23 protein-coding genes and 1 tRNA gene are annotated in these 25,236 nt (G+C 65.7%); 16 read left to right on the top strand and 8 right to left on the bottom strand.

Annotation, left to right across the window (positions count from 1 at the left end; translation table 11 throughout):
- Both LI334_RS11940 and gnd read left to right on the top strand, forming a co-directional pair.
- Positions 1–1,935 (top strand): ABC transporter ATP-binding protein, encoded by a 1,935-nt coding sequence (locus tag LI334_RS11940; RefSeq protein WP_227261050.1) that lies wholly within the window; start codon positions 1–3, stop codon positions 1,933–1,935.
- Positions 1,936–1,973: 38 nt separating this feature from the next.
- Positions 1,974–2,879: a phosphogluconate dehydrogenase (NAD(+)-dependent, decarboxylating) gene (gnd, locus tag LI334_RS11935; RefSeq protein WP_227261049.1), complete on the top strand. Its 906-nt coding sequence runs from the start codon at positions 1,974–1,976 to the stop codon at positions 2,877–2,879.
- A gap of 261 nt (positions 2,880–3,140) precedes the next feature.
- Here the strand turns inward: gnd and LI334_RS11930 are convergent, their stop codons facing one another.
- Complete coding sequence (locus LI334_RS11930; protein WP_227261048.1) at positions 3,141–3,740, bottom strand: DJ-1/PfpI family protein; 600 nt, start codon at positions 3,738–3,740, stop codon at positions 3,141–3,143.
- A 176-nt stretch (positions 3,741–3,916) separates the two neighbouring features.
- Between LI334_RS11930 and LI334_RS11925 the strand changes: the two genes are divergently transcribed.
- Positions 3,917–5,323, top strand: a complete 1,407-nt coding sequence (locus LI334_RS11925; protein WP_227262339.1) for an MATE family efflux transporter — start codon at positions 3,917–3,919, stop codon at positions 5,321–5,323.
- Here LI334_RS11925 and LI334_RS11920 read toward each other — a convergent pair.
- The gene (locus LI334_RS11920) at positions 5,320–5,655 is read right to left on the bottom strand and encodes a CHY zinc finger protein (protein ID WP_227261047.1); all 336 of its coding nucleotides are present in this window, start codon (positions 5,653–5,655) and stop codon (positions 5,320–5,322) included. The genes LI334_RS11925 and LI334_RS11920 overlap by 4 nt on opposite strands.
- Positions 5,656–5,734: 79 nt before the next feature.
- Here LI334_RS11920 and LI334_RS11915 point away from each other — a divergent pair.
- From LI334_RS11915 to LI334_RS11880, 8 genes are all read left to right on the top strand, one after another.
- A tRNA-Arg gene (locus LI334_RS11915) sits at positions 5,735–5,807 on the top strand.
- Between the two features lie 864 nt (positions 5,808–6,671).
- Entirely contained in the window at positions 6,672–8,375 is a 1,704-nt protein-coding gene (locus LI334_RS11910; protein WP_227261046.1) for a hypothetical protein, read from the top strand.
- Positions 8,376–8,444: 69 nt separating this feature from the next.
- On the top strand, positions 8,445–8,801 hold the full coding sequence (locus LI334_RS11905) for a hypothetical protein (RefSeq protein ID WP_227261045.1): 357 nt from the start codon (positions 8,445–8,447) through the stop codon (positions 8,799–8,801).
- Between the two features lie 4 nt (positions 8,802–8,805).
- A complete protein-coding gene (locus LI334_RS11900; protein WP_227261044.1) occupies positions 8,806–9,189 on the top strand; it encodes a hypothetical protein in 384 nt (127 codons plus the stop codon).
- A 7-nt stretch (positions 9,190–9,196) separates the two neighbouring features.
- Positions 9,197–11,341: a hypothetical protein gene (locus LI334_RS11895; RefSeq protein ID WP_227261043.1), complete on the top strand. Its 2,145-nt coding sequence runs from the start codon at positions 9,197–9,199 to the stop codon at positions 11,339–11,341.
- A 75-nt stretch (positions 11,342–11,416) separates the two neighbouring features.
- Positions 11,417–11,983, top strand: a complete 567-nt coding sequence (locus LI334_RS11890) for a hypothetical protein (protein WP_227261042.1) — start codon at positions 11,417–11,419, stop codon at positions 11,981–11,983.
- Positions 11,980–12,795, top strand: coding sequence for a hypothetical protein (locus LI334_RS11885; RefSeq protein ID WP_227261041.1), 816 nt, complete (start codon positions 11,980–11,982; stop codon positions 12,793–12,795). Before LI334_RS11890 ends, LI334_RS11885 begins: the two co-directional genes overlap by 4 nt.
- On the top strand, positions 12,788–13,696 hold the full coding sequence (locus LI334_RS11880; RefSeq protein WP_227261040.1) for a hypothetical protein: 909 nt from the start codon (positions 12,788–12,790) through the stop codon (positions 13,694–13,696). The genes LI334_RS11885 and LI334_RS11880 overlap by 8 nt, the downstream gene beginning before the upstream one ends.
- A 399-nt stretch (positions 13,697–14,095) precedes the next feature.
- Here LI334_RS11880 and LI334_RS11875 read toward each other — a convergent pair whose 3' ends face one another.
- The 3 genes from LI334_RS11875 to LI334_RS11865 are packed head-to-tail and all read right to left on the bottom strand — an operon-like array spanning position 14,096 to position 15,506.
- Positions 14,096–14,896, bottom strand: a complete 801-nt coding sequence (locus tag LI334_RS11875) for a hypothetical protein (protein WP_227261039.1) — start codon at positions 14,894–14,896, stop codon at positions 14,096–14,098.
- 32 nt (positions 14,897–14,928) lie between these two features.
- A complete protein-coding gene (locus LI334_RS11870) occupies positions 14,929–15,213 on the bottom strand; it encodes a hypothetical protein (protein ID WP_227261038.1) in 285 nt (94 codons plus the stop codon).
- On the bottom strand, positions 15,213–15,506 hold the full coding sequence (locus LI334_RS11865) for a helix-turn-helix domain-containing protein (protein WP_227261037.1): 294 nt from the start codon (positions 15,504–15,506) through the stop codon (positions 15,213–15,215). Before LI334_RS11865 ends, LI334_RS11870 begins: the two co-directional genes overlap by 1 nt.
- A 117-nt stretch (positions 15,507–15,623) precedes the next feature.
- On the opposite strand from LI334_RS11865, the gene LI334_RS11860 reads away from it, so the two are divergent.
- Positions 15,624–16,673 (top strand): tyrosine-type recombinase/integrase, encoded by a 1,050-nt coding sequence (locus LI334_RS11860; RefSeq protein WP_227261036.1) that lies wholly within the window; start codon positions 15,624–15,626, stop codon positions 16,671–16,673.
- Positions 16,674–17,292: 619 nt separating this feature from the next.
- Here LI334_RS11860 and LI334_RS11855 read toward each other — a convergent pair.
- On the bottom strand, positions 17,293–17,934 hold the full coding sequence (locus tag LI334_RS11855) for an alpha/beta hydrolase (RefSeq protein WP_227261035.1): 642 nt from the start codon (positions 17,932–17,934) through the stop codon (positions 17,293–17,295).
- Positions 17,931–18,848: a VOC family protein gene (locus LI334_RS11850; protein WP_227261034.1), complete on the bottom strand. Its 918-nt coding sequence runs from the start codon at positions 18,846–18,848 to the stop codon at positions 17,931–17,933. The genes LI334_RS11855 and LI334_RS11850 overlap by 4 nt, the downstream gene beginning before the upstream one ends.
- A 92-nt stretch (positions 18,849–18,940) precedes the next feature.
- Between LI334_RS11850 and LI334_RS11845 the strand changes: the two genes are divergently transcribed.
- Complete coding sequence (locus LI334_RS11845; RefSeq protein ID WP_227261033.1) at positions 18,941–20,782, top strand: ATP-binding protein; 1,842 nt, start codon at positions 18,941–18,943, stop codon at positions 20,780–20,782.
- Positions 20,783–20,828: 46 nt separating this feature from the next.
- On the top strand, positions 20,829–21,569 hold the full coding sequence (locus LI334_RS11840) for a DUF6612 family protein (RefSeq protein WP_227261032.1): 741 nt from the start codon (positions 20,829–20,831) through the stop codon (positions 21,567–21,569).
- On the opposite strand, the gene LI334_RS11835 is transcribed toward LI334_RS11840, so the two are convergent.
- On the bottom strand, positions 21,564–22,025 hold the full coding sequence (locus LI334_RS11835; protein ID WP_227261031.1) for a deoxyuridine 5'-triphosphate nucleotidohydrolase: 462 nt from the start codon (positions 22,023–22,025) through the stop codon (positions 21,564–21,566). The genes LI334_RS11840 and LI334_RS11835 overlap by 6 nt on opposite strands.
- A gap of 76 nt (positions 22,026–22,101) precedes the next feature.
- Here LI334_RS11835 and LI334_RS11830 point away from each other — a divergent pair, with 76 nt between their 5' ends.
- Entirely contained in the window at positions 22,102–23,079 is a 978-nt protein-coding gene (locus LI334_RS11830; protein ID WP_227261030.1) for a YeiH family protein, read from the top strand.
- 108 nt (positions 23,080–23,187) lie between these two features.
- The gene (locus LI334_RS11825) at positions 23,188–25,176 is read left to right on the top strand and encodes an aconitate hydratase (RefSeq protein ID WP_227261029.1); all 1,989 of its coding nucleotides are present in this window, start codon (positions 23,188–23,190) and stop codon (positions 25,174–25,176) included.
- The last annotated feature ends 60 nt before the right edge of the window (positions 25,177–25,236 follow it).

The following is a 25,236-nucleotide window of genomic DNA, read 5'->3' as shown; positions in this document are numbered from 1 at the left end:
ATGTCTACGCCGGAGGAGGAGAGCGTGTTCGACACGTACCGCGACCGCGTCGAACGACCGCTCTATCGGTTGTTCTCGGAGTACGGTGTGCCGGAGTGGAAGTACTTCGCGGGCGGGATGGCGGCGAACGTCGTCGCGCGCGCCGCGAGCCTCCTGCCCCCGCTCTTGCTGGGTGCGGCTATCGACAGCGTGTTCACGGGGGATTCGGCGTTCTCGCTCCCCGTGGTGCCCGCGTCGTGGCTGCCCGCGACCGCGCCCGACGCGGCGCAGTTCCAGTTCGCCGCGGTGGCCATCGTCGTCGCGTTCTTCGTGACGGCGGTGTTCACGTGGCTGTACGGCGTGGCGGCGAACCTGTTCGCGCACCGCGTGATGCACGCCGTGCGCACCGACTCCTTCGAGAAGATGCAGCGCCTCGACATGACGTTCTTCGACGACAAACAGACGGGAGAGGTCATGTCCGTCCTGAACAACGACGCGAGCAATCTCGAAGTCTTCCTCGACAACGCCCTCCAGAACACCGCGCGGCTCGCCGTGATGGTCGTCGGCATCGCCGGTATCATGCTCTGGATGAACTGGCAGCTCGCAATCGTGACGCTCGCCGCCATCCCCCTCATCGTCGTCCTCACCCTCTGGTTCATGCGGACGGTCGAACCCCGGTACGTCGCCCAGCGCCAGAGCATCGGCGACCTCAACACCCGATTGGAGAACGCCCTGTCGGGCGTCGAACTCGTGAAGACCTCGAACACGGAGTCCTACGAGACCGGGCGCGTCCGCGACGCCTCCTACAGTTTCTTCCGGGACACGATGAGCGTCCTGAAGCTCAACTACCTCTACCGGCCGGGCATGGAACTGCTCGCCGGCCTCTCCTTTGCAGTGACCTTCGTCGTCGGCGGCATCTGGCTCTTTCAGGGGCCGCCGCTGTTCTTCTCCGGCACGCTCTCCACGGGCGAGTTCGTGACGTTCATCCTGCTCACCCAGCGGTTCGTCACGCCGCTCGCCGAGGTGTCGAACATCGTCGACCAGTACGAGAACGCGAAGGCGTCCTCGGAGCGCGTGTTCGGCCTGCGCGACATCCCCGTCCGCATTCAGGACGACGCGGACGCCACCGACATCTCGCCCGTCGAGGGCCGCGTCGAGTACGACGACGTGACGTTCGGCTACGAGAGCGACCCCTACGGCGACCCCGACGACGACACCCCCGACCCGCTCGCCGACGAGGACGTGATTCTCGACGGCGTGAGCTTCGACGCCGACCCCGGCGAGACCACCGCGCTCGTCGGGCCGACGGGCGCGGGGAAGTCCACGATTCTGAAACTCCTGCTGCGGCTGTACGACGTGGACGGCGGCGAAATCCGCGTGGACGGCCACGACATCCGGGACGTGACCCTCGAAAGTTTGCGCGGCGCTATCGGGTACGTCGGCCAGGACACCTTCCTGTTCGACGGCACCATCGCGGAGAACATCAAGTACGGCGAGTTCGACGCCGACCGCGAGGACGTGGTGGAGGCCGCGAAGGCCGCGGAAGCCCACCAGTTCATCACGGAGATGCCGAACGGCTACGACACCCGGGTCGGCGAGCGGGGCGTGAAGCTCTCCGGCGGCCAGCGCCAGCGCGTCAGCATCGCCCGCACCGTCCTCCAAGACCCCGAGATATTGATTCTGGACGAAGCCACGTCCGCGGTGGACACCGAGACCGAGTTCCTCATCCAGCGCAGTCTCGACCGCCTGAGCGAAGACCGCACGACGTTCAGCATCGCGCACCGGCTCTCCACGGTGAAGAACGCCGACCAGATTCTCGTCGTGGAAGCCGGCGAGGTCGCGGAGCGCGGCACGCACCAGGAACTCCTCGACGCCGACGGCGTGTACGCGGCGCTCTGGAACGCCCAGACCGGCGACCGCGACCGCCTCAAACAAGAACTCGACATCGAGACCTAATCACCCACCGCTAAGAGGGCGGAGCACTCCCTTCCTACATGGAACTCGGCGTGCTCGGCCTCGGACGGATGGGGCGAATCGTGGTAGACCGATGCCTGGACGCGGGCATCGACGTGGTCGCGTTCGACATCGACGAGGACGCGGTCGAATCGGCGGCTGACGCCGGCGCGACGCCCGCGCACTCCATCGACGAACTCGCGGAGACCCTCGGCGAGGAGAAACGCATCTGGATGATGGTGCCCGCGGGCGACCCCGTGGACGCCGCGCTCGACGACCTCGAACCCCATCTTGAGTCGGAGGATATCGTGGTGGACGGCGGGAACTCCTACTTCGAGGACTCGATTCGGCGCGCGGAGTTCTGCCCCGCCGCCTACCTCGACTGCGGCACCTCGGGCGGCCCCGCGGGCGCGGAACTCGGCTTCAGCCTGATGGTCGGCGGCCCCGAGTGGGCGTACGACGAACTCGCGCCCGTCTTCGACGCCGTCGCCACCGGCCCCGACGGCCACGACCACATGGGCGACACCGGGAGCGGCCACTACGTGAAGATGGTGCACAACGGCGTCGAGTACGCGCTCATGCAGGCCTACGGCGAAGGGTTCGAACTCCTCGCGAACGGCCGGTACGACCTCGACCTCGAAAAAGTCTCTCGCACGTGGAACAACGGCGCGGTCATCCGAAGCTGGCTCCTCGAACTCTGCGAGGAAGCCTTCCGCGAGGAAGGAAACGACCTCGGCGACGTGGCGGACCGCGTCGAAGGCGGAAGCACGGGCACCTGGACCGTGCAGGAAGCCCTCCGCCAGGAAGTCCCCGTTCCCCTCATCTACCAGGCGCTCGCCGAACGCTTCGACTCCCGGAGCGACGGCCGGTTCTCCCGCCGCCTCGCGAATCGATTGCGGTACGGGTTCGGGCGGCACGAAGTCGCCCGCAACGAGCGAAGCGAGTGAGGGCGACGGACTAGCGAGCGCTGAGTGTGACGAGGCGCGAGCCGTCGTGGCGCGAACGAAGTGAGCGCCACGGAATACGCGAACGGGGAGCGGATGCGACCCGTGAGCCGACGTGGTTCGCAGCGAGTGAGCGAAGCGAACGAGCGAGAACCACGATACAGCCGAACGCTGAACGGAGTGAGGCGTGAGGCACGAAATAGCGAGCGGCGGTAGCCGCGAGCCGACGTGGTTCGCAGCGAGTGAGCGCCAGACTGGGGGCTGTTAGCGCGCGACGAGGGTTTTGCCGCGGGGTTCGTACTCCATTTCTCGTTTGACGTCGGTGGCGACGTCTTGGCTGCGGATGGTTTCGACGAGCTGGAAGGCGAGGTCGAGGCCGGAGGTGACGCCGGCGGCGGTGAGGACGTCGCCGCAGTCGACGACGCGTGCGTCGGCGAGGCGTGCGCCGGCGTCTTCGAGGTCGGCGGTGGCGGTGTGGTGTGTGGTGGCGGGGCGGTCGTCGAGGAGGCCGGCTTGCGCGAGGAGCATGCCGCCGGTGCAGACGCCGGCGACGGTCGCGCCGGATTCGTGGGCGTCGGCGAGGTACTGGGGGATGGTGTCGTCCTCGTACTCCGTCCACGCGCCCGGTCGGTCGCGGTCGTTCCAGCCGCCGCCGGGCGCGAGCACGAGGTCGGGCTGGTCGTGGTCGGGGTCGGTTTCGACGCGGAGGCCGTGGCTGGCTTCCACGACCGACGCGCCGTGCGGGCTGACGATGCTGGCGTCGAGGCCGGCGTTCGCGAACACCTCGTAGGGCGCGACGGCGTCGAGTTCGTCGAATCCGTCGTAGACGAGGACGGACACGGTCTGGATGCGCTCTCTGTCCATACCGGGGATTCGCGCGCCGACACCAAAACGTTCGCCCGCGCCCGACCGTTCCGTCGGTGCGGCCGTATCGTCGCGGCGCTGAAGTCGAAGCGCTCATTTCGATTCGTAGCTAGTCTCGGGTAGTGTCAGAGCCCCGCGTCGAGAGTAGTATCACGGAAGGCGACCTGATTCGGCCGATGCTGGCGCTCGCCTGGCCGATGGTCGTCATTCAGCTCCTCCAGGTGGCGTACAACCTCGCCGACACCTTCTGGCTCGGGAGGCTGTCGTCGAACGCCGTCGCCGCCCTCAGCCTCGCCTTCCCCCTCATCTTCTTCCTCATCTCGGTCGGCGGCGGGTTCACCACCGCCGGCTCGATTCTCGTCGCGCAGTACACGGGCGCGAAGAGCGAGGGGTCGGCGGGGAAGGTCGCCGCGCAGACCATGGGGTTCGTCTGCTCGCTCGCCGCCGTCTTCGGCGTCGTCGGCCACTTCATCACGCGGGACATGCTCTCCCTGCTCCCCGCGGACGCCGAGACCGCCGCGGTCGTCATCCCGCTGGCCGCCGACTACATGGAGGTGTTCTTCCTCGGGATGCCCGCCCTCTTCGGGTTCTTCGTGTTCTCCAGTCTGATGCGGGGGTACGGGAACACCCGCACGCCGATGCGCGTGATGTTCGTCAGCGTCGCCATTAACGTCGTCCTCGACCCCTTCCTCATCTTCGGCTGGTGGGTGTTCCCCGAGATGGGTATCGTCGGAGCCGCTATCGCCACAATCTTCGCGCGGTTCGTCGCCGCCATCATGGGCGCGTACGTCCTCTTCTTCACGGACGCCGGCCCGGACGTCGCGCTCGCCGACTTCTACCCCGACCTCGGGTTCGTGTCGAAAATCGTGCGCGTCGGCACGCCGAGCGCCGCCGAGCAGTCCACGAGTGCGCTCGCGATGATTTCCCTGACCGCGATGGTCGCGTCCTTCGGCCCCGCCGTGGTCGCCGCGTTCGGCCTCGGGAACCGCCTCGTCAGCCTCGTCTTCCTCCCCGCGATGGGGCTCGGCCGCGCGACGAACACGATGGTCGGCCAGAACCTCGGCGCGAACCAGGCTGAGCGCGCCGAGCGCGCCGTCTGGCTCGCCGCGAAAGTCGCCGCCGCCGTCCTGTTCTGCATCGCGGTCGTCGCCGCGCTCTTCCCGCGCCCGATCGTCTCCGTCTTCATCGAACCCGGCGTCGAGAACGCCGAAGCCACCATCGCGTTCGGGAGCGAGTACGTCCGCATCCGCGCCATCGAGTTCGTGTTCATCGGCGTCCTCCAGGTCGTCCTCGGCGCGTTCCGCGGCGCGGGAAGCACCAAGACCGCGATGGCGATTTCGATGGTGACGCTCTGGCTCGGCCGCGTCGCCACCGTCTACCTCCTCGTGTTCGTCCTCGACATGGGCGCGACCGGCATCTGGCTCGGCATGATGTGCGGGAACGTCCTCGGCGCAATCGTCGGCGTCGCGTGGTTCCTCCGCGGCACCTGGAAGCGAACCGTCATCGACGACGGCCCCGACGACGGCCCCGACGACGGCTCCGGCCCCGGTTCCGGCCCCAGCCCCGACTCCTCGGACGCCTAGCGTACGTCCGCCGCGAAGTACCGGTCGTAGTGCCGGCGACACCCCGGATTGAACGCCGCCCCACAGCCGGGACACGTGTTCTCGCAATCGAGATACTCGCCCACCGTCAACTCCCGCCCGCACACCCCGCAGAGCACCGCGCGCGCCGACGCGTCCTCCCACACCGCCGCCTCGTGGTCGGCCACCGACTCGTGGCACTCGTAACACGGATAGTACTCCCCGCAACACGCGAACCGAATCGCAATCACGTCCACGGCGGAATCGTAGTGCGCACACCGCGTCTCCGGCCCCACACCCACTCCGTACACCTCCCGGCCGTGAACGACCTCCATACCCTCGGTTTCCGCCCGCGGCCCCTTCGACCTACCCATTCCAGAAGCGTTAAAGCCGCAACACCGCTAGCGAACGTGAGGGCTCGTAGCTCAGTGGACAGAGCACTTGGTTCCGGACCAAGATGCCGCGGGTTCAAATCCCGTCGAGCCCGTACCGTAGCGGCTCGTTCTGGATACAAACCCAAAACACCTCTCAGCGTAGCGTAACGGCCCCGAACGGCCGCGTCTCTGGTTTCTGCCCACCGTCAAATAACGACACAAACAACCTCCTGAACGCGCCCCCACGCCGTCGTGGCCTGACGTTCGCAAACCGGGGTGGTGCGTAGTGTCGGATTTCGCTTCGTGGCTCCTCTATCATTGCCACTCCTGTCACGAGGTCTGCTTCAACCCGGTGACGGACAGCTGCACTCGCTACCGCGAGTGCCGCGGCTGTCACTCGGTTCCCGTGCTCGAGCGCGGTGAGCCGGTTGACCAGATCGAACCCGATCTCCGCTGGGCGACGCGTGTGGGTCTCGCTGAAGCGTGACCGGACCTGCCCACCGCCAACGGCGGGGATGCGGGTTCCCGTCTGAGTACTCTGTAGCGGAGTGGAGGACGGGTGAAAGCCCGGCACGGCGACGCCGGGAGCGTAGCGACCGGCGCCGACGCGCCCGGAACACAGGGAGCCGAAGGCGACCGTCCTCGTTCCGGAACGGAGCGGCTGTGCGTGTAGCTGTTGCTGGGGTGGTGCTGTGAGTACCTCGGGACCCCCTGCGGTGCGGTCTCGGCCCGCCAACCAGACTAACTCGACAAATGCGTCTCGGGCGCTGAAACGCGCGATTAAGAATTCGGGTCTCGATGAAATCGAGATTGACCCAGACCGGGAGCTACCGCACCCGGCGCATCGCCTCGCAGAGGTCTGGGACGAGTTCGGTTCGCGCCTGCTCGTGCCGCTATCTGAGTCGAATGAAATGACTCTCCGCGGAGAAGTCACGGAAGAGGTCATCACGGAGTCCCAAACGGAACCACTGCGTCCGATGGAGAAGTCGGTGACTGTGACGGAGGTGTCAGAACGGTACGCTGCGACGTGGCTCGATGGGATTGCATCGATGCTCGCGTGGTACGAACGCGCTCGCGGGCGTCGTGGGCGACTCGCACGCGGCTACGAAGGCGATGCTGAGTACGCCGAGTTCGAGATTGAACTCGAAAACTCGTGGCAACCGAGTTACTGCGCCCGCGAGATTGCTCGTCTCAAGGCCATCGAACGCGAAACGGTCGGCGGCGAACGCCCGACTGGTGTGGAGGCGAGCGGTGAGTACGAGAACCCGCACAGCGTGATTCTCACACTCTCCGCCTCGTCGAAACCCGATGACGAACGCGTCGGCCCTGCCGACCACGACCGCGCTATAGCCAACTCGTGGAGTAACGGTGTCTACCGTACGCTGTATAACAAGCTGGATGCGCTTGGTGTTGCGGATTGGGTGTACCACAAGCAGGGCGAACCACACCCCGGCGGTGGTCTGAACCACGGATACGGTCACCATCACGTGATGGTGCTGCTCGACGCTGCCCCGATTGGAGCTGGAGACTGCACCACCGTTCTCGAGAACGAGCTTCGTTCGGTCGTTGAGAAGCACGTCGATGTTTGCGACCTCGCAGGCGAAGGCGGACATGGCGACGATGCGGTCTCCGTGCGACGGGTCGCAGGCGACGACCCGTGGGACGGTGAGGACGACGTGCAGTCGTGGAGTGCCTATGCGGCGGAGTACATCAGCAGCGCCGAGGAGGACTTCCTGGAACGGCCGCCCGCGTACATCGCGTGGGCGGCGACGCAGTGGAGCACGATGAGCCAGAAGGCGACCCGTTCGATGACCGCGAACAGCGCGATCGCTGCGGACGCGTGCAAACAACGAGCCGAGTCCGACCGCGCTAAGCAGACGCTCAACCACGGTGAGCGTATCGTACGCTCGTCGCGTCGCGGCGTCGAATACGAGTGTGGCTGCTGTGGAAGCCCCTGGCAGATTCCCCAGCACTACGAGACGCTGACCGCTGCACGCCGTGAACACGGTACGCAGGTACCTGTTACGGACGGTGCTGGTGACGTGGACGGCCTCGAGGAGGACGAGGAAGACTGGCTCGACAAGCCGGTCGGTGAACGATGGCCGTCAGCGACGGAGGCGGTGGAACGGAAAACGGGCGTTGATCCCAACTGGGGCGTCCGAACAGTCACGGAATCTGTAGAGCGGCCCCCGTCTTGGCGGATGGACGCGATTATCGAATCTGACGGTGAGGAACGGCCTGCCAGCGGTGGTGGCGTAGATATGCGGCCGTTGATGCTTCCTACTCTTCCGAAAACACGTGGCGAGGTCGCGCAGTTCTTGAACGACCCGGCGACCTACGTGCTGTGTGAGTGTGACGTGCTCGCGCGCAGTCTCGACCCGTGGCGTGACGGGACGCCGGACGAGTGCAGCTGCGGATGCGAGTTGCGTCTCGCGAACGTTGTCGATGACTGGACGCTCGGTGCGCTGCCCGTGGAGCAGTGGGTCGCGCTGTTGCACCCCGACCCGGTGGTTCGAGAGCGCTCGTTTGCTGAACAGCAAGAACTCGATGAGGCGTTCGAGCGCGTGCGAACCCTCGCGGTGAACACGACCCTCGACCCGCTCGGTGTGCTGGCGCAAGCCGGTCTTGCGCCGGAACACTTCGAGTCGGGACTGGAACTCATCGAGGAGGCGCGGGCATAGCGTGTCGAGTTTTACTTTCACTGAGGGACGCTTAGCACCTAGTCTGTACGTCTAGTACCCTAGTATGTCATGGCATCTGACCAGGACGATTCGGGCGGTTTCGCTGCATTGAGTCCCGTCGAGGGAGACTACGACGAAGACGATCTCGGAGACGACTCGGATGACTGGCTCGACCTCGAAGACGGTGAGTCTGTCGTCGGTGAACTCCGCAAAATCCGGGAGGATTGCGGGGAGTACAACAGCCGCGTCTACCGGCTTAGCCTCGGCCCCGGTGAGGAGAAGCTGATGTGGGGTAACGCCTCGGTTGATCGGCAAATCGACCAGGCGAACGTCGGCCGCGGCGACGTGGTTGGCATCAAGAACACTGGTGAAACGTACGAAACTGAACGCGGCGAAGGTGTGCGCTACGAGGTGCGCACGGAGTAGACCGATGGCTCGCAATAGTCGGTCGTCGTGGCAGAAGTCGTTCTCGTTCATCAACGTCGGGAGTGCTGCGCTGGCCGTTGCGTTCGGCCTGAGTTCGCTCATCATGACGGGGCTGCTTGACCCCGTGGTGGCGTTCCTCACCCAGCACAAGTACTACCCGCTGGGGGCGACGCTCGCGTTCTTCGCGCTCGCGTTCGCATCCTCGAACACGCGTGACTTCCGCTACTACCACCAATTCGAGAAAGGGTACGTGGCGGTCGTCACGGCGTTGATGGTCGCGTATAGTGCCCTGCCTGTTGTGCAGGATGGAGTGCATGCGTTCGGCATCTACGGCCGCATCGGGTTCTTCACCGCGATGATGGTCGTCGGTGCGATCGTCTCACGGTGACCGAGTGATGACCAATCGTTTTGCATCGCTGTTGGCTGCGCTCGTCGTTGTCTCGACTGTCCTCGGAGGTGTCGGCTTCGCCGCCACACCGGCCGCGGCGTCGAGCGACGACGTGACAGTCTGTAACAGCGAGGAGAACATGCTCGGCTGGCTCTCTGGCTTCTTCCGTGGGTACGGCGGCACGAATGCGTACTCGCAGGAGGACGGCGTGACGCACGCGAATCCGAATCCGTGCTATATGCAGGGTAACACCATCGATGGTGACACGGAGACGGAGGCGGCGCGGCGGCTCGCGTCGCTCGCGCTCGAGGACAAGGCGTTCACGATGCAGTACTTCGACCAGTGGGATAACTACGCCCAGCGCCTCCAGAACCCGGCTATCGGTGACGGTCGGACGGCGTTCATCGAGTCCGTCACCAACGGCTCTGAGGAAATCAGTGCTGTGACCGACGCGCATACCGCCGCTCACGAGCGCGTCGCTAAACAGCAGCTGCACCTGTGGCGGCAGTACCTCTCGCAAACCAACGCGCTTGCGGGTCTCGTCTACCAGGCTCAAGACGCGGGCGTCGCTGACAACATCCGTATCGGCTACATCAACGATAACGGCACGTACAAGACCGGCTATAAGGTCTCCCGTGTCACCAGTCCGGACTTCGCGGCGAACAAGTCCACGGCGACGACGGTCGTGACCGCGAGCGGCGAGCAGGTCGTGGTGCCGACACTCTGGAAGTACAACGATAGTAGTGACAGCCTTGAGTCCGGTGGCGCTATCGACACGGTGAACCCGCTCACACAGGATGTGCTCGTGCAGGTCTGGAATCCTGAAACCGGCAGTTGGGTAGACCTTATCAACACGGCGACGTTCACGCAATCGCTCGGCCCGACGTACGACGGGACGGGTCTCCCGCGGAGTATCGACCTGACCAAAGCGAAGAAGGTTAAGGTAGATCTCTCGCTCGGAAATCTCCCCGTTGACGGCGAGTCCGATACGATGCTCCAGATTGGAGACGTGACCGTGGAGACCCGCCAAGGTCAGTATTCGTACTGGACGGACATCAACGGCCCCAACACACCCAGCCCGCAGAAATCCGGGTCGGGTGTCACGGTGACCGTGACATACAACGAGGGCGAGGTGACGATCTCGAACTCGAACGGGCCGGTACACACGTTCACGCCGTCGGATAGGACGCTCGAACTGACTGATGGCGACCACACGAATATGAACAATATTCGGGTGTACAACGTCACCACGCGGGAGTCCTACACGAACCAGTTCCGCGCTCGTCACGACGAACTGGAGAGCGTTGATAACGCGGTCATCGAGGTGCTCGGTGACTCGAACGGTGGGCTGTTGTCCCAGCTGTACGAGAAACTCCAGTCAGGGAACGTCAGCGCGCAGGACTACCACACGACCAGCTGGTACATCCAGCACTCGATGGAGACCAGCGATCGCGGCGACCAGTCGTGGCGCGCGATGTTGCTGTCCTCTCTGGGGTACTCGCTCACGGACGTGAGCAAGACCGTAGAGGTTGACGTGCTGGCCGGATCGGTCGTTGACGGCCAGCAAATCAACAGTACGAACACGTACTCAGGCTGGATAGCGACGGACTCGACCCCGCCGAACGGCACGTGGACGAACGATATGACGTACTCAGTTGGCGACGGTGCCGACCTCACGAAGCCCGTGCACATCATCTACACCGATGAGACCGGTGAGTGGGTGAACGGCACCTACGAGACGGATGTGACCTCGCGGACGGCTGTGGTGTCGAGCGGCGACATCACGGTGCAGTCTATCACGAACGCCGACGGCGAGGAGGTCGAGAACGCGACGCAACACGCGAACGACCCGAACGAGTCGAACCTGACGAAGGTGCTCGAGCAGGTTAAGGCGAACCAAGAGCAGTACAAGGAACTCGTGGAGATGATGGACGAGGACAACGACGGTGACGAGTCCGACGCCACCGGCGGCGGTGGCAACGGCCCCAACTTCGACCCATCGGGTTGGTTCGACTGGGTGCCGACTCCCGGTGACGTTGTCCCCGATCTCCCGTACGGCTTGATCGGTATCGGCATCGCAGGATTCGGCATCGTCCTGCTCGTCGGACCGATCCTCGGGCCGTTCCTAATCGCACTCTGGAGCCGACTCTAACCTTCTCTCTTTATGCGCAAACTTATACTCATACTGCTGGTTGTCGCTGTAACGCTGCCCGCGTTTGGTGCGCCTGTGGCTGCTCAGGAGTTGCCTGTCGGGACGAACACGACGACGAGCGGGCCGGCGTCGGGCGCGAACGACTACCGGAGCACGGGCTACGGTATCGTCGCGCTGCTCGAGGACGACGGCGACCTCGGGAGTGTCGAGGAGACGATTATCGAGGGCGTCACCGTGCACAACGTGGAGTGGCACAGCGAGGGCTACGCGCTCGTCCAGGTTCGGAACACGAAGCAGGTCGCGATGACGCTCGGTGCGACGGACTCGAACTCGATCGTGGCGTCCGGGCACGGTCGTGTGGCCGGTGTCTCGTTCACGGTCCCGCCCCAAACGAGCGTGCTCGTGAAGGTGCCGGCGTCCGTTCGGGACGGTGACCAGACTATCGTCGTGTCGCTCGACGTGGAACACCAGTTCGCATGGTCGAACCCGGTTGAACCCGGTGGCGGTGTCGGCCCGGGACTCGTCCCGACTGGTGCGATGTGGTTCGTCGCGCTTGCCGGTTCGACGGGTGGCGTCGTCTCGACGACTATCATCTTCGGTCTTGTCAGCAAGCGGCTGAAAAGCCGGGATGATATCGTATGAGCGACGCGAACCCGGAGAACCTGCCTGCGGTGCACGAGTCCGAGGGCGGCGTCCTGTACCGCTGGCGCTGGTGGCTGCTCGCTGCCGCTGTCCTCGTTGTCGCTGGCGGTCTCGCGCTATCGGTCGCGGCCGTCACGGTCGGTCTGCCGTCGATTCCGGCGTGGCTTCCCGTGCTCGTGCTCGCGTTCCTCGTCGGGCAAGGCGCGGCGACACTCGTCGCTGTGCCGCTCGCGATTTACCGGGCGCGCGCTCCCGAACAGCACGGTATCGTGTACTTCGACCCGCGGCATCATCCGCCGAAGTTCGGGCTGAAGTGGCTCGACCCCGGTGAGTTCGAGGAGCTAGAAATGCTGTGGGGAGACGCCGTGTCGCTCGGTACGTCGCCACCCCTGCACCTCGTGTTGATGTTCGATCGTGACGCCCTCGAGGCGATCGGGACGACGCGCTCGGTGATGAGTCCGCACGAGATGGAGAACATGCTGTTCTACACGTCGCAGATCTGGGAGGAGCAGGAAGAGGAACTCGTGAAGCTCGGGGAACTCGAACGGACGTTCCGCGCGCAGGTTCGGCGGATGGCTGAGTCGCTGGTCGCGGAGTCGGACGCGACGTACGACGAGCTGACCCTGCCGAACGGACAGGGTATCAGTCAGATGCTCGACTCGCTTGGTGACGAGCGCCCCGATGAAGCCGACGCCTTCCAGGAAGAAGATGGGGCTGCTGACGGCGACGGTGCCGGCGACGAACTGGAGAAGGAAGTAATCGAGAAGGCGAACGACCTCGCGCGCGACGACGGCGGTGATACCGATGGGTGACCTCGACCCTGCGAAGCTGAGAGAGGCGCTGCGTGCAGAGGACGAAGTAGAACTCCCCGAGTGGACTGGCCGCGTCCCGGCTGAGTTGGCTCGGAACCTCTCGTGGCGTGCCCGTGCGTGGGAGAAGTCCGGGAAGGACGGGTCGTTCGCGGCGACGGCGCGCGCCCGTGACGCGATCGGGATTACCGGCTCCGAACGGACGACGAAGGCGATTGCCGCCGGGAACTCGTCGCAAGTCGCGTTCGAGACGGGCATCACGGACAACGACCTCGATACGGGGTACGTGAAGAGCCTCGCGGAGTTCTGGAAGGTGCTGCGGTACGTCGGTCGCATCATCGTGCTGACCGGCGGGACGAACAACGGCAAGACGAACGTCGGGTTCCTCGGCGTCGATCTCACGGATCGATTCGTCGAGGACTTGCTCGTCGTCGGGAACGTCCCGCGGGACGATATCTCGGCGCGCTGGATTGACGACTACCAGGAAGTCGAGTCTATCGACGAACTCGAAGACGTCCTCGAAGCGGAGCCGGAGCGGCGGAAGCTCGTGCTGGTTGACGACGCGTCGCTCGACCACGCGGAAGGCACGTCGAACTCGCACCAGGTACGCGAGCGGATGGGTGAGATTACGCGGCTCGCTGCGAAGCGGCACGCGGTGATGCTGTTTCTCGCCCACCGCGAGGACGGTATGGGTGTTGCGAAGCACCTGCGGGAGATGCCGGACTCGGTACAGTTGCACTGTCAGCGTGTGCTCGACGAGGACGGACACGTTGAGGAGTACGCGGCGGAACTCCGGTCTGGTGTCGGTGAGGATGCGGAGACGGTTCGCGACCTCGGGAACCTCCCCGAAGCAGATACGGAGTACCACCCGGACGCTGTCGCCCACCAGTTGTTCGGTGGATAGCGGCCGTCTCGTGACTGATGCTGTCCCGTCCCGGCGTCGTTCCGGGCGGTCGGACGGGCGGCCGAATCCCCCCTCAATGGGGGGTGACGGCCGCCGTCTGGGGTAAGTGGTTAGTTGTGACTATCCAGTTGTTTTTGCGAAGAACAGTGCGGTCAACCGGGGTGTGAATGCGAGAAGTGTGTGACGTTTCTCGCGCCCGGTTTGGCACCGTTCTCGGTAGCTACCTAACCCAACTGTGTCCAATGCACAGTAGACACCGGAACATCCCGTCCCGGTACCTGATGGTAACTAATAGATCAACTTAACAGTTTGATATAATTACCCCCGAGGCAATATGTGTAAGAAATCTATACTTATTGCTGGAGGAGGTTGAACCAAGGGTTACAGTTACTCTGGTCTCTATTCCTCTGCAAATTCTAAGTTCGAGTGCTTGTAGGTGTACAGCTTGATGTCTTGGTCGTCGCAGTACGACGCCAGTTTCGCCTCGTGAATTGTTTCCCAGTCGCCCGGCCCGCCGTCGAGGTGGTCGGGGAACGCGACGTTCACCGCTTCCTCCTCCATCGTGTTCCCGTAGATACTCGCCTCCGTCTCCGGCGGCAGCACCTCGATGACCACAGCGGGATCTCCGCGATGCCCCTCCTTCTTCTTCACACGGTCGCCCGGTGAGAACGGATTTTCCGGCATCTGGTTCAGGTGCGCGGTGTTCGGACCGAGGTCGATGAGTTCGTTCATCGGACTCGCGGCGATGGGTTCGAGCTTCGCGGGCGTTTCGCCCGTGTACTTCTCCTCCATCTCGATCTTCGTCGTGATGGTGTCTACCCACTCCCAGCCGAGCAGAATCAGGGCGTCCTCGTTGTCGCGGTGCCACACCATCACGATGATGTCGTCCTCGTCGTCGTTCTCCGCGAGTGCTTCGGGTGTGAACGCGGAGATGTCGCGGGAAGTCTTCACGTCCACCTCGAAGCCGAACACCTCGAAGTCGTACTTCGAGAAGCTTTCCGGGTTACACCGCCGAATCGCTTCCTCGTTCATCCACGTCCACATCTCCGCCGGTAGGTACTCGCGGCAGAACCGCTCGAACGCGATTTCTCCGAGGTTACCAACTCGTTTCGCGTCTCGGTCGTCGCCCTTCGTGCCCTGGAGGAGGGCCTGATGGTCTGCTCGTTCGGCGTCTATCTCGTCCGGCTCGAATCGGTACACGAACCGACAGAAAACCCGCGCCGTAATATTCGCTACGGGTACGACCGCAACATATCCGCGGCTACGTCGCCTCGAAGGTAGGCCTGCCCCCACGTCGTAATCTCAACCATCTCGCTGTCCTCAACTACGGGCGCGACGAGTTCGCGCTCGATGAGGAGCTGGCAACGCTTCTCGATGGTGCGCTCGTCCGCGTCGATCTGGGCGAACTCCAACTCGCGCGCCATCGTCTGCGGTGTCGCCCAGTTGGTGTCGTCCAGGTGCTCGAGGATGCGCTCGTCTACGGGGTACATCCATCGTCCCATCCGGCGAACCGACATTACGCTTCGTCCTCCTCACTCACTCCGGTAGCGTTCTCGTTCTCTACCTCGATTCCGCTGTTCTCTGCTGTGTTGTACTCCTCGCGGAGGTACGCGCGTCCCTCGTCGGTCATCGTGTAGACTCCGTTCCCGACCGGCTGTAACAGCCCGTGCTCGGCCAGTTTCTTACACCGCTGGCTGACGTAGCTCACGCTGTACGGAATCACGTTGTGCCCGGCGATTTCGCTCGGGGACATATATTCCTCTCCCGTCTCCTCGAACAGTTCGAGGATTCTGTCGTCGAGGAGAACCATCCACTTCCCCGATTTTCTCATACTCCTTATCGCACGTCCGGTGTGTTATATACCTGGTAGTGGTGCGATTACAATCGTCGTTAACTATATCAAACCTAGTCCAGTATGGTGGGGTATATGGCTGATACCAATCTCGAACCGATTCCGCCTTCGGATGCTGTAGAGATGCATCTGGAGTCGATGGAGCACGACGCGGCGGATTGGACGCAGGTGTCTCACGAGAGTCATCTGCGTGCGTTCGTCGAGTGGTGTCGGGAGCACGGCGGCATCGACAGCATGGCCGACCTCGACGGACGCGATCTCTACCAGTTCCGTATCTGGCGCAGAAACGGCGGGTACTCGAAGGGGAAGACAGACGAACTCGCACCGAAGACGATTCACGGCGCGCTGGCGACGCTCCGCTCGTTCCTTCGGTTCTGCGCGCAGATCGAGGCCGTCGAAGAAGACCTCTACGAGAAGGTGCCGCTGCCCTCGCTGTCGAAGCACGAGGAAGTGAGCGATTCGACGATAGAACCCGAGCGAGTGCCGCCGATTCTCGATTACCTCTCGCAGTACGAGTACGCGAGTCGGGAGCACGTGATCTGGACGCTCATCTGGCACACCGGCGCGCGGAGCGGCGGCGTGCGCGCGCTCGACCTCCGAGACGCTGACCTCGACACGGACACGCCGGGACTGAACTACGTGCATCGGCCCGGGTCTGGAACTCCCCTGAAGAACGACGACGACGGCGAGCGGTACAACCGAATCAGTCGGTCGGTCGCCTCGACGCTCCAGGACTACATCGACGGCCCCCGGAAGAACGTCGAGGACGACCACGGGCGGCGGCCGCTCGTCACTACCAGGTATGGGCGCGTTTCATCCTCGTCGATTCGCCAGACGTTCTATCGGTGGACGCGGCCCTGCCGTGTCGGCGTGGTCTGCCCGCACGGAGAGGAACCCGATACGTGCGAGTGGGCGACCGCGGACGGCGCGAGCAGCTGCCCCTCAGCGCGGAGTCCACACGACGTGCGGAAAGCGCGCGTGACGAAGTACCGGAACGACGGCGTGCCGCGCGGCGTCGTCTCCGACCGCCTCGACGCGAGCGAGGACGTGCTGGACAAGCACTACGACCGAGCATCGCAGCGCGAGAAAGCAGATCGTCGCTGGCAGTTCCTGAACGATGACTGAGAACGATAACCCCCACCCCATGCGCAACCTCGGAAGCGAAGACCCGTCGAGCCCGCTATTCTGTTCGAGTGAAGCGAGAACGAATAGCGCAGCGAGTGGGATTCTGAACTCAGCGAGGCGAGCGAAGCGAGTCTCGCGTTAGTTCAAATCCCGTCGAGCCCGTTTTTACGGCGAACGAAGTTCGCCGAAAAACGGGGCGACTCCGCGAGACGCCGGAGGCGTCTCGCTTAGTCACACTCGCTCACTTTGTTCGCTCGCGTGACTCCCGTCGAGCCCGCTATTCTGTTCGGCAGTTGATGAGTGGCTTGTTTACTTTTGAGGGTGTGGAGTGTGCCAGGGTGGTTTTTCGGTGTCGGTTCTCCAATACTATTTTGTGTTTTTGTGTGTGGTGTGGACGTATGGATAGTTCGGGGGGTGAGAGTGTGGAGGAGTGTTTGGAGAACGCGCTCGACCACGTGGAGGACGAGGAGGCGGGGTATTGGGTGCGTATCGCGTTACAGCGGTTGGTGGTGAATCGGACGGACGAGTAAACTCCACTGTAACAAGTACAATTAAGGTTGGTCGTGGTGTGTGGTTCAGTCGAAGCCGGGGGTCAGGTGACACGAACCCCGCTTCGTTTCTATCCGGCGAGAATCCCGTTCAGTAGCGCGTTCGCGCGGTCGAACTCGTCGTCCGTGACCTCGTGTCCGACGCCGTCGTAGACCGTCGTCGTCACGTCGGCGTCGAGCGCTTCGAAGGCCTCGGCTGTGTCGCGGACGCGCGCGACGGGCACGCGGTCGTCGTCCGCGCCGACCCCGAGGAAGACCGGGGTGTCCTCCAGGCTACCCGCGTGCTCGTCCGACTGGATGACGGGGCCGAGCAGGCCGCCGGAGAGCGCGACGACACCGCCGAATCTGCGGGGGTGTCGGGCGGCGTACTCGCAGGCGAGACACGCGCCCTGACTGAACCCGAACAGGAGCACGCGCTCCGCTGGGAGGCCGGCGTCGCGGGCGCGGGAGAGCGCGGCGTCCACGCGAGCGAGCGCGCCGGAGAGGTGTGGTTCGTTGCGCTCCCGTGGCTGGTCGAACGCGTACGGATACCAGCGGCTCCGCTCCGCTTCGGGCGCGAAGAACGTCACGCCGTGCCGGTAGAGCGGGGCGGCGAGGTTCGTCACGCCCTGCGCGGTCGCGCCGCGGCCGTGGAGGAGGACGACGCCCGCGTCCGCCGCACCGCGGGGCGCGCCCGACACGACTATCGGCTGGTCTGCGTGCGGGACGGTCACGTCTCCAACTCGGGGAGCTGGGATTCGATGAGGTCGCGGTCGTCCGCGAAGAACTCCGGCAGGACGAACGACTCACCGAGCTTCTCGCGGGGTTCGTCGAGCGTGTACCCCGGTGTTTCGGTCGCGAGCTCCCAGAGGACGCCGCCGGGGTCGCGGACGTACAGCGACTCGAAGTACCGGCGGTCGCGCACCCGGGAGACGCGGAGGTCGCGTTCTCGGAGGCGGTCGTGGTAGGCCATGAGGTCGTCTCGACTGGGGACGCGGAGCGCGACGTGCTGGATGGAGCCGACGCCCTCGCGGCCGTACTCGGCGTCCCGGTTCAGGATGTCCACGACGGTCGCGCGGTCGCCGGGCGCGCGATACCGCACCCGGTCGCCGTCCTCGCCGTCGAGCGAGAAGCCGAAGGTTTCGAGCGTGCTCGCGGTGGCGTACGGGTCGGCGGGCAGGGTCGTGACGCCGTGAAACCCCCGAATCGCGTGCTCGTCGGGGACGCTCGCCGTCCACGGTTCCACGGGCGAGGCCGCTCCGACGAGTTCGAGCGTCGTCCCCGCGGGGTCGCTGAACCGGAGCGCCGTCTCGCCCAGTCGCTCTCGGGTCTCGTACTCGGTGCCGTGGGCGTCGAGTCGGTCGCGCCAGAAGTCGAGACTCCCCGGGGGGACGGCGAACATCGCCGCCGGCACGCTCGGCTTCCCGGGGCGCGCGGGCACCTCGTTCGGATACGGAAAGCACGTGTAGACGGTGCCGGGCTCCCCGGACGCGTTCCCGTAGAACAGGTGGCGAGTGAGCATGTCCTTCTGGTTCACCGTGTGCTTCACGAGGCGCAACCCCAGCACGCCCGTGTAGAAGTCCACGTTCGCCTGTGCGTCCGCGACGAGCGACGTGACGTGGTGGAGTCCCGGACTGTCGGCGGGCATCACCCCCGGCTTCGCACCCGAACGGGTTAGGCTGTCGGGCCGGGGCGAGTTCGGCCCACAGCCTTTTGACAGAAATCCCACTATCTCCCGTAATGGCTGTCTCGTTCCGACGCGTCACGTCCGCTGGCCTCGTCAGCGCGCTCGGCGTCGGACTCCTCTGGTTCCCCCTGCTCGACATCCTCGACGACTGGACGAACCCGCCCCACAAGCCCCTGTGGTCGACGCTGTTCGAGAACTCGCCGGGCCTCGCGCTCGCGCTCACTCTCGTCGTCGGCGGTCTCTGGCTGTACACGCGCGACTGGAGCGACGAGTACGTCGTGAACGCCGCGAAGTGGTCGCTCGGCGTCCTCGTCGCGTTCGCCGTGCTCCTCGCGTGGGTGCTCGGCATCCAGCAGTTCGTCCAGAACGACCTCAAACCCTACTTCATCGCGCTCGACGCCGTCGTGTTCGGCGGCGTCGTCGCGCTCGGCATCGGCATCTACGACTCCCGCCGCCGCCGCAACGAGTCGGAACTGGCGCTCGAACGCGACCGGCTGTCCGCGCTCTACGAGAACGCCGAGGACGCCATCGCCACCGTCCGGTTCGACGACGGCCCCGTCGTGGAGTCCGCAAACAGCGCCTTCCGCGAGCGCTACGACGACATCGCCGCCATCCTCTCCGAGGCCCCCGGCGTGAACGGTACGTACGACTCGCTCGCCGGCCCGCTCGCCGACGGCGACGCCGTCGAGTTCGAGTGGGACGGCCCCGACGGCGACAGGTCGCTCCTCGTCAACGCCACCCCCATCACCACCGCGAACGCCGTCCGCGCGCACGTCCGCATCGCCGACATCACCGAACAGAAACACCTCGCGCGCGAGTCCGCCGCGCGCGAACGCCTCGAACATCTCCACCGAGTCGCGTCCGACCTCTCCGCCGCCGACACCGAGAACGAGGCGTACGACCGCACCCTCAACGCCCTCCGAACCGCCGTCGGGTTCGACGCCGCGTGCGTCGTCGCCGAGGGCGACGTGGTCGCCGCGCGCGGCACCCGGGACGCCCTCGACTGGGAGAGCATCGACCGCATCCAACCCGGTGCCGTCCCGACCGACGGCGGCGCGACCACCCGGCAGGTGGACGGCGCGACCGTGCTCACGGTTCCGGTCGGCGACGACGCCGTCCTGCAGGCGAGCATCACGGACGACGAGTTCGAGGACTCCCAGGTCACCGCGGCGGAACTCCTCGGCACCCACCTCCGCGAGACGCGGAAGCGCCTCGACCGCGAAGCCCGGTTGCGCGACCAGCACGAGCGCCTCGAACTGCTCGCGCGCACGTTCCGCCACGACCTCCTGAACGACGTGAACGTCATCAACGCCCGCGCCACCGTCCTCGAAGACCACGTGGACGACGACGCGACCGACTACCTCGACACGCTGGAGGAGCGCGCGGACGACATGGAAGACCGCATCGAGACGATGCGGTCGCTGATGAAGGCCGTGGAGGGCGAGCACCGCGACCTCGACTCGCTCGCGCTCGCGCCCGTCGTGAAGGACGCCGTGGACGACGCCCGCGACACCTACCCGAGCGCGGCGTTCGAACTCGACACGCCCCTTCCCGCCGACGTGGTCGGGGACGACCTCCTCCCCGACGTGTTCCAGAACCTCCTCGCGAACGCCGTCGAACACAACGACACCGACGCCCCCCGCGTCCGCGTCTCCGGCGAACGCGCGGACGACGCCGTCGTCGTCACCGTCGCCGACAACGGCCCCGGCGTCCCGCCCGAGCGCCGCGACGCCGTGTTCGACCTCGGCGAGAAGGGCGTCGAGAGCGGCGGAACCGGCGTCGGCCTGAACCTCTGTCACCGTATCGTCGAGACGTACGGCGGCTCCCTCACCGTCGCGGACGACGCCGACCTCGGCGGCGCGGCGTTCCGCGTCCGCCTCCCTCTCTCGGACTGAAACCAGGCGTAAGCTACAAACGCCTGACGACTCCTCCTTCGCGTGTATGCACCGCCGCACTGTCGCCCTCGTCCTCCTCGCCGGCCTGGTCGCGCTCAGCGGCTGCGCCGGCCTCACCGACTCGTCGCCGACCACCACCGCGTCCAACGTGAACGCCTCCGCCGACGACGTGCAGGCCGACACGCTCGACGCGATGGCGAACGTCACGGCCTACGAGTTCGACGCCGACATCGACCAGGACCTCGGGAACATCCAGACCACGCTCCGCCTCACCGGCGTCGTCAACAAGACCGCGGAGCGCATGTACCAGCGAACCGACGCCACCGCCACCCGCGGCGACCAGTCGAACTCCGCGACCACCGAGACGTACGTCGTCGGCGACACCGCCTACGTCCACTCGCAGGGCGTCTGGCAGACACAGCCCACGCCCGAGGGCGCGTGGACAAGCACGCCGACCGACCGACAGGTCGCGTTCCTCACCGACGCCGAGGTCACCGTGCTGAACACGACCACCGTTGACGGCGTGGAGACGTACGCGCTCTCGGTTCAGCCCGACCCCGAGAGCGTCACGTCCTACGCGGAGAACCGGAACTCCATCGACGGCGACGTGTCCGTCGAGTCCGTCTCCGTGACCCAGTACGTCGCCGTCGATACGCACCGCATCCAGAAGGCCACGCTCGACATGACGCTCACGATCGACGGGCAGACGCTCGAACAGACGCTCACCATCACGTTCAGCGACTACGGCACCGAGACGGACATCACCGTCCCGGACGACGCCTCATAGCCGCTCGCCCTGATAACTCCCGTCGTACGTCGCTTCGTGTTCCGCGTCCGCCAGCACCAACTGCGCGATTCGCGCGCCCGCCTCCAGTTCGACCGCGTGATGCACCTGGAGCAAGCCCTCGCCCTTCCCCTCGTAGCCGGCGTCCCAGACCGCCGTGTTGAGCATGCAGGAGTTTCGGAGGAGGCTCGACCGCGGGTAGACGAACCCGACGTGCTCCTCGGGGATGCGGACGGTCTCCGCGTACTCCACGACGTACCCGCCCGGTTCCAGCGAGTAGGTTCCGTCCGCGGGCGCGAGTTCCCGCCGGTCGCCCACGTCCTTTCCGTCCACGCCGATGCGGCCCGGCGTCGTCTGCTCGTACACGCCCGCGAGCGTCAAGTCCACGCCGTTCGGCTGCACCTGCTCGTCGTCCACGCCGCCGAGCGCCGCCGCGACGGACGCGCCACTCTCGAACATACCTCTCCCTCCGTCACGAGCACGTTAGGCGTGTCGAATCGACACGCACTCACGTCCGCCCGCCAAGTAGGAGGCGATGCGCGAACGCGTCCGCCGGCGCGCGCCCGGCCTCCTCGTCCTCGTGCTCGTCGCCGCCGTCGCCGTCGCGGCCACCCGCGCGGCCGGCGTCGGCAGTCCGCTCCTCCTCGCGGTGGCGCTCGGCGCGCTCGCCGCGAACGCCCTCCCTACGCCCGCCCGCTTCGCGCCCGGACTCGCGCTCCACGGCCGCTTCCTCGAAGCCGGTATCGTCGCGCTCGGCGCGACCCTCGGCCTCGGCGCGCTCGCCGCCGTCGGCCCGCTCCTCCTCGCGCTCGTCGCCGCGGTCGTCGCGCTCTCGGTTCTCGTCACCGAACTCGGCGCGCGCGTCGCCGGCCTCTCCCGCGAGTCCGGGTCGTTGCTCGCCGCCGGCGCGAGCGTCTGCGGCGTCTCCGCCGTCGCCGCGGTCGCCGGGAGCATCGACGCCGCCGAGGAGCGCGTCGCGTACGCCGCCGCCACCGTCCTCGTCTTCGACGCCGTCACGCTCGCCGCCTTCCCACTCCTCGGACACGCGCTCGCGCTCACCCCCCGCGAGTTCGGCGTCTGGGCCGGCCTCGCGATGTTCTCCACCGGCCCCGTCACCGCCGCCGGCTTTACGTATGGTTCCGTCGCCGGCCAGTGGGCGACCGTCACGAAACTCGTCCGGAACACCGCCATCGGCGTCCTCGCGCTCGCGTACGCCGTCGTCCACGCAGACGCCGACCGGCCCGCGCGAGCGCTCACCACCGGGATTCCCGGGTTCCTCGTCGGCTTCGTCGCGCTCGCCGCGCTCGCCGCCACCGGCGTCCTCCCCGCCCCCGTCGCGAGCGGGTTCGGCGCGCTCTCCGAGGCGTGCTTCCTCCTCGCGTTCGCCGGCCTCGGGTTCGACCTCCGCCTCAACGCCCTCCGCGACGCCGGCCTCCGCCCGGTTCTCGTGGTCGCCGCGACCCTCCTCGTCGTCGGCACGCTCTCCCTCGTCGCCGTCACCGCGCTCCTCTAGACGACTGGTATCCGGCCCCATACGCACTCTCTCCGTGTGTATAAGGGACATACGCCCGTCCTGAAACACGCGGGATTTATAATCGTAGACAGTTGAGTTTCGGACGCTATGGGACAGACGATTACCGAGAAAATCCTCGACGACCACCTCGTCGAGGGTGAGCTCGAGACCGGCGAAGAAGTCGGCCTCGAGATCGACCAGGTCCTCACGCAGGACACGACGGGGACGATGGTCTGGCTCCAGTTCGAAGCGCTCGAACTCGACGAAGTCCAGACGGAACTCGCCGCGCAGTACTGCGACCACCAGACGTACCAGTTCGACTTCAAGAACACGGACGACCACCGCTTCCTCCGCTCCGCCGCCGGCACCTACGGCGCGTACTTCTCCCGGCCCGGGAACGGCATCTGCCACCAGGTCCACAAGGAGAACTTCGCCGCGCCCGGCAAGACCCTCCTCGGGTCCGACAGCCACACGCCGACCCCCGGTGGCCTCGGCCAGCTCGCAATCGGCGCGGGCGGCCTCGACATCGCAGTCGCCATGGGCGGCGGCGCGTACTACGTCGAAGTGCCGGAAGTCGTGAACGTCCAGCTCGAAGGCGAACTCCCCGAGTGGGCGACCGCGAAGGACATCGCGCTCGAAATGCTCCGCCGCCTCTCCGTCAAGGGCGGCGTCGGCAAGATCTTCGAGTACACGGGCGAGGGCGCGGAGTCCCTCACCATCCCCGAGCGCACCACCATCACGAACCTCGGGACGGAGCTCGGCGCGACCTCCAGCATCTTCGGCACGGACGAGAAGACGAAGGACTGGCTCTCCCGCATCGGGCGGGAGGACGAGTACGTCGAACTCTCCCCGGACGAGGACGCGGAGTACGCCGACACGGTCACCATCGACCTCTCCGACCTCGAACCCCTCATCGCGAAGCCCTCCATGCCCGACAACGTCGTGCCCGTCCGCGAAGTCGCGGGCGAGGACGTCGAACAGGTCATGGTCGGCTCCTGCACCAACGGCGCGTACGAGGACATCCTCCCCGCCGCGAAGATGGTGGAAGACCGCGAGGTCGCAAAGCACACCGAGATGATCGTCGCGCCCGGTTCGAAGCAGGCCAGCGAGATGCTCGCCCGCGAAGGCTGGACCGCCGAGATGATGGCGGCCGGCGTCAACTTCAGCGAGGCGACCTGCGGTGCCTGTATCGGCATCGGTCACGTCCCGGCGTCTGACTCCGTCAGCCTCCGGACGTTCAACCGGAACTTCGAGGGTCGCTCGGGCATCGAGGACGACTCCGTCTACCTCTGCTCGCCGGAGGTCGCCGCGGCCGCGGCTATCAAGGGCGAAATCGTCGACCCCCGCGACCTCGCCGACGAACTCGGCGACCTCGAAGCCCCCGGCCTCGAGATGGGTTCGACGTACAGCCCCGGCATGGGCCAGGACGACCCCGACATCATCAGCCCCGACGAGGCCGTGGACGACGACCTCATCAAGGGCCCGAACATCGGCGACGTCCCCCTCAAGGACCCGCTCGACGCCCACCTCGAAGGTGAAGCCCTCCTCAAGATGGAGGACAACATCACCACCGACCACATCATCCCGGCGACGTCCGACATCCTGAAGTTCCGCTCGAACGTCCCGAAACTCTCCGAGTTCACGCTCTCGCGCGTCGACGACACGTTCGCCGAGCGCGCGAAGCAGTCCGACGGCGGGTTCCTCGTCGCCGGCGAGAACTACGGTCAGGGGAGTTCGCGCGAACACGCGGCGCTCTGCCCGATGTACCTCGGTATCGAGGGCGTGCTCGCGCAGTCCTTCGCCCGCATCCACAAGGCGAACCTGTTCAACTTCGGTCTCCTCCCGCTCACCATCGACGAGGAGGCGTACGCGAAGATCGAACAGGGCGACGACATCGAAATCGTCGACGACGTCGAGGAAGCCGTCAAGTCCGGCCAGGAGGAGTTCACGGTGCGCGTGAACGACGACTGGGAGGCGACCGGTCACCTCGACGCGTCCGAGCGCGAACGCCGCATCCTCGCTGCCGGTGGGAAGCTCTCCCTCACGAAGCAGCAGTACGAGGACGACAGCGGCGCGGCGTCGCCCGCGGACGACTAACCCCACGTATTCTCTCTATCTTTTTCGGGTCGCGTAGCGACAGCGCCACCTATACGTGCG

This window comes from Salarchaeum japonicum (assembly GCF_020614395.1).
Lineage (GTDB): Archaea > Halobacteriota > Halobacteria > Halobacteriales > Halobacteriaceae > Salarchaeum > Salarchaeum japonicum.
Note: the sequence above shows the minus strand (reverse complement) of the source record. Positions and strands in the feature narration are given on the sequence as shown.